3 protein-coding genes are annotated in these 3,684 nt (G+C 58.3%); all 3 read left to right on the top strand.

What is annotated here, in order from left to right:
- Positions 1-145 precede the first annotated feature (145 nt).
- Positions 146-496: a hypothetical protein gene (locus OSC30_RS16720; RefSeq protein WP_267172981.1), complete on the top strand. Its 351-nt coding sequence runs from the start codon at positions 146-148 to the stop codon at positions 494-496.
- Positions 497-572: 76 nt separating this feature from the next.
- Entirely contained in the window at positions 573-1,160 is a 588-nt protein-coding gene (locus OSC30_RS16715; RefSeq protein WP_267172980.1) for an AAA family ATPase, read from the top strand.
- A 16-nt stretch (positions 1,161-1,176) separates the two neighbouring features.
- Positions 1,177-1,578: a hypothetical protein gene (locus tag OSC30_RS16710; RefSeq protein ID WP_267172979.1), complete on the top strand. Its 402-nt coding sequence runs from the start codon at positions 1,177-1,179 to the stop codon at positions 1,576-1,578.
- Positions 1,579-3,684 lie beyond the last annotated feature (2,106 nt).

The following is a 3,684-nucleotide window of genomic DNA, read 5'->3' as shown; positions in this document are numbered from 1 at the left end:
TCGAGCGTGTCGGTGGCCCCTAACAATGCGTTCAAGCCGAAATTGCATCGCTACGCCGTCCATATGGCAAAAAGAGCTTGCCATATGGCCAGCTACGCGCTGCAATTCGGCTTAACTTGAGCGTTAGCGCTGCGAAGGAGTCACCATGGACTTGGCACAGAAATCAGACGAAGAGATTTTGGCTGTCGTCGATCCCATCATGAACAATCTGATGGAAGCTTCGACCAACATCGACTACGAGCGGCACACACAAGACTTCACTGAGCGCGCCAAGGGCGTCCTCTCTAAGAGCGCACTTGAGTCAATTTGCAAGCAATACCAGAGTGCAAAGGGGTTCTTTGCAAAGCGCGAGTTTGTGGCAGCTTTCAGGCGCCCAGAGTCGGTCGCAGTTGTCTGGCGGCAAACCTTCACAAAAGCACCAGGCGAGTTCGTCGCCGAACTCGTTCTTGTTCAACAGGGTGGCAAGTACTTGGTCGACCATGTGATGGTTTTCTAGTACGCGCTAACAGTTCGTTCAAGGCGGACGGCTGCGCCGCCGCTTAACTCAAGCGTTAGGCACCAGTGGTAGCACCATGAGCAGCCAACATTTCTATGTGATAACTGGTGCGTCTGGAGCGGGCAAATCAACCCTCATTGCTGCATTGGCTGGACGCGGTTACCGCACGGTTCCAGAAGCTGGGTTAGCTATCTTGCGCGAGCGCAGGGATCGCGGCGTCGGAGCTCTTCTCTCCACAGATCGGGCTGCATTTTTGGAGGCCGTGCTGGCACGGAGTCTTGAGGACTACACAAGGGCCATTGCCCTGGGCCCGCCAGTGTTTTTTGATCGCGGCATTCCAGAATGGTTGCGATTTGCAGGCTGTGGCGAGATGCACTGCAATACAGTAGCTGCAAGACACCGCTACGCCAGTACGGTCTTTGTGGCGGAGCCTTGGCCAGAGATTTATGTGCAAGACCACGAGCGGGTGCACAGCTTCAACAAAGCAGCCGCTTCCTACGAGCGCACTATTTCGGCCTACACCCAAGCAGGCTATGAAACTTGTATTCTTCCAAAGGCATCGGTTCAAGAGCGCGTGGCATTCGTGCTTGCGCACGTCGCGGCTGGTGCCCAACAAATCGCTGCAGCCGACCGCCATCCCGCTACGCGGGCTGTCGGTGGCTGAGCTCAAGCGTTAGCGCATGAAAACTATCGCGATCCTGATCTTCCTTGCAGCTTTCGGCCAAGAGGCGATTGCATGCTCTATGGACCTGCCGGATCCAAGGGCCGATGCTAGGAATGCAGACAATATCGAAGTCGGTTACGTCGTCGCTGACCGCTGGCCTGACTATGAGAGGCATCTCCTATCCGGTAAAACTGGCTTCGTTGTGCCTGATCGTCGAATAGTGCGGGTTGTCTTTACAGAGGTGCTCAAGGGCCGCCTTACCGCACCACAAGAGATCGTCGTTCCCTGCTCCTCACCAGCCCCCGAGGCGCGGGAGCGCGTCATTGTCCTGCATAGCCAACGGTATGGTTACCATCTTGTTCCTTTCCTCTCGCCGGACTACGAGAAGGCCCTTCGTGCAGCACTCTCGCAGCGCTAACAACTCGTTCGAGGCGGACGGCTCCGTCGCCGCTCAACTCCAGCGTTAGACCTTGAAAACGCCAGCCATCACGCCCCCGTCCGTCTTGTTCAAAGCCAAACGTGCCGCTCTTTGGCTGTGGCTCGGCTTCGGGGCCTGCATGATCTTGTCTTCCGCCGCTAAGCACATGGGCTGGGAAGCAGCCTCGGTCGTCCTCTCTGGCCGCATGCTGCTTTTTGCGGCCTCATTTGCGGCCTGTGTTGCCCTCATGTTCGTGCTTATAGGCGTGACCATCTTCAGGTATCTTTTCGGTAGTCAACGCGATGCCTAACATCCCGTTCAAGGCGGACGGCTTCGCCGCCGCTTAACTCCAGCGTTAGTCGGTAGCTCGTGTGGGCTCTTCGTGTGGTGTGTTTCGCCCAGCGTCGCGCTGGCTTGTCGTCCGTCGCCGCAGCAACTTTTCGCGCGGCATCGTCGCAAGCCTGGGCATTCAAAGCTGGCAGTTTTGGGGTAGTCGGTTGCTCAAGCGGTGCGTTCGTCGTGGCAGTCGTTGTCGCACGAGCATGCAGCGTCGCAACCGTCTAACATTTCGTCCAAGCGGACGCGCGAAAAGCCGCGCGCCGCTTAACTCCAGCGTTAGGCCCTTGCTTGGTTGTTTTCTCGCAGCGTGTGCTTCGGCCAAGCCTTCGCCAGCTTGCAGCCCTCCGCGCTCGGTCGCTGCCGTTGCAGCGCTGCGGCAAGCTCCCGGCATCCAAAGCTGCTAGCGTTGCGTTCGGTGGGGCGCGCGCGGTTGTGCCGGCCAGTCGCCCGAGCATGGCGCAGCGCAAGCCCCTAACTCTTCATTCAAGCGGACGGCTCCGCCGCCGCTTAATTCGGGCGTTAGGCCGCACAAGCAGCAATGTTCTTTTGTTGGGGCAGCAGCGGCTTGCAGTTCATCGCGTCACCGGCTCTTTTGGTCCATCGCGTTTGTTGCGCCCTCGCCCTTCGGCCGGTTGTCGTGAAGGTTCACGCAGGGCTGCGCGGCCGGGTTCTCGCTCGGCCGGCTCATCGTATCGTGCAACTCCTGGCGGTGCAGCTTCTCGGCGCGCAGGCACGGTTGTCGCCGCGGCATCGTGCAAGAGGTTGGTCGCACTCGGCCTTCATCGGCTAAAGTGCGGCCTAACAAGTCATTCAAGCCGAACTTGCTTCGTTACACCAACAACATGGCAGATAAAGCTTGCCATGTTGTTGGCTCCACTACGCAAGTCGGCTTAATTCCGGCGTTAGGCCCTTGCTTGGTTGTCCTGTCGCAGCGTGCGCTTCGGCCAAGCCTTCGCCTGCGTGCAGCTCTCCGCACTTGGTCGCTGCCCTTGCAGCGCTGCGGCAAGATCCAGGCGTCCAAAGCTGCTAGCGTTGCGCTTGGTGGGGCTCGGGTGGTGCCGGCACAGTCGCTCAAGCATGGCGCGGCGCAAGCCCCTAACTTCTCATTCAAGCGGACGGCTCCGCCGCCGCTTAATTCAAGCGTTAGACCGCTTCATACACACCCAGGGGGACTGAAATGAAAAAGCTCGCATTTGTACTCTTCGCTACGCTTCTGGCGACTTCCAGCCTGAATGCCCAGACCAGATGCTCCACGGACTCATTCGGCAACACTACATGCCGTGACAGCTACGGCAACACCAGCCGAACCTCCACGGACTCTTTCGGCAACACGACCACCAGAGACAATCGAGGCAACACAATTCGTGGATCCACCGACTCGTTCGGAAACACCACGTATCGCGACAATAGTGGCAACACCGTCCGTGGCTCAACCGATTCTTTCGGCAATAGCACCTACCGTGACAATAGCGGCAACACTATCCGCTCTAGCACCGACTCCTTTGGCAATACCACATACCGTGACAATCGCGGCAATACGGTACGTTGCAGCACGGATAGCTTCGGCAACACCACCTGCCGGTAAGCGGTCTAACAGTTCATTCAAGCCGAAGCCGCTTCGCGGCTCGGCTTAATTCAAGCGTTAGGGAAACTCTGATTTTGCCCCGCGGTCTTAGCGAGACCTGAGGATGGATGGTACGTGATGGCACCCAAGCAGATGAGCCTGTCGATGGAGCACGACGCCGGTTTCGAGCGGCACCGCAAGGC

The organism is Frateuria hangzhouensis (assembly GCF_026410505.1).
Taxonomy (GTDB): domain Bacteria; phylum Pseudomonadota; class Gammaproteobacteria; order Xanthomonadales; family Rhodanobacteraceae; genus Frateuria_A; species Frateuria_A hangzhouensis.
Note: the sequence above shows the minus strand (reverse complement) of the source record. Positions and strands in the feature narration are given on the sequence as shown.

Bases quoted from the DNA above. Each gene is read 5' to 3' on its own strand.
- OSC30_RS16710 (WP_267172979.1), top strand. From the start codon at position 1,177: ATGAAAACTATCGCGATCCTGATCTTCCTTGCAGCTTTCGGCCAAGAG.
- OSC30_RS16720 (WP_267172981.1), top strand. From the start codon at position 146: ATGGACTTGGCACAGAAATCAGACGAAGAGATTTTGGCTGTCGTCGAT.
- OSC30_RS16715 (WP_267172980.1), top strand. From the start codon at position 573: ATGAGCAGCCAACATTTCTATGTGATAACTGGTGCGTCTGGAGCGGGC.